Annotated in this window: 1 protein-coding gene; it reads left to right on the top strand. The window is 31.4% G+C overall.

All coding sequences use genetic code 11. From position 1 onward, the window contains the following. Nucleotides 1-150: 150 nt before the first annotated feature. A partial coding sequence (locus ACRRVB_RS00825; RefSeq protein ID WP_432466126.1) for an IS3 family transposase occupies nucleotides 151-885 on the top strand: 735 nt, incomplete at its 3' end.

Genomic DNA, 885 nt, shown 5'->3' with positions numbered 1-885 from the left:
ATTGGAGGAAACTATCGATCAAATTAATCTTACTGATACCACTTCTTCTTCTGGTGATCTATAGTATAGTGGACTGAAAAAATCGGACAGAAAAAGACTAGCTTTGTTTCTCGGTGTTATGTTTTCATTAATTTAAAATGAATAGCTCAAATGGGAAGAAATAAGATTAGAAAGTTTAGTTCATCAGAAAAGAGTAAAATAGTGTTAGCTTTACTTAAAGAAGAATTGACGTTGTCTCAATTATCTTCAAAGTATGGAGTAAGTGGTAAAACGATTCAAAATTGGCATCATAAATTTTTAGAGAACATGTCTCTAGTTTTTGATCCATCCAAAGTTGTAAGCGTATATAAAGATGAAATAGAGACACTTAAGGATCAAAACGATTCACTTGCTAAAGCGTTAGGTAAGACCACAGTTGAAAGAGATTGGGCAGTGGGAAAGCTAAAGAGCTTGGACTTATTAAATAAAAAAGGTCTTGTTGATTCCAAGCTTAATAACTTATCCAAGGCAAGACAATGTGCATTATTATCAATAAATCGCTCTTTGATATATTATAAATCTGTCTTAAAAAAGGATTGTAAGTCAGATATTTTAAATAAAATAGATTCTATTTATAGTGCACATCCGGAATATGGTTATCGTTATATATACAATCAATTATTAGAAGATGGTTTTAATATAGGAAGAGATCGAGTTCTTAAATATATGGGTATGCTAGGTTTATCAGCTGTTTATCCACGTAAAAAGCTGTCTACTTCTTCTAAATCTGCTCAAAATAAAGTTTACAACTATTTACTAGCCCCCTACTGGGTGGATACAGGTAAAACCAAGAAAGTACGTGTAAATGAATCAAATAAGGTTTGGAGTGGAGATATTACCTATATT

The sequence above is a fragment of the Candidatus Cardinium hertigii genome (assembly GCF_050864855.1).
In the GTDB taxonomy this organism is placed as follows: Bacteria; Bacteroidota; Bacteroidia; order Cytophagales; family Amoebophilaceae; genus Cardinium; species Cardinium hertigii_C.
This window is presented reverse-complemented; position numbering and strand designations above follow the sequence as displayed.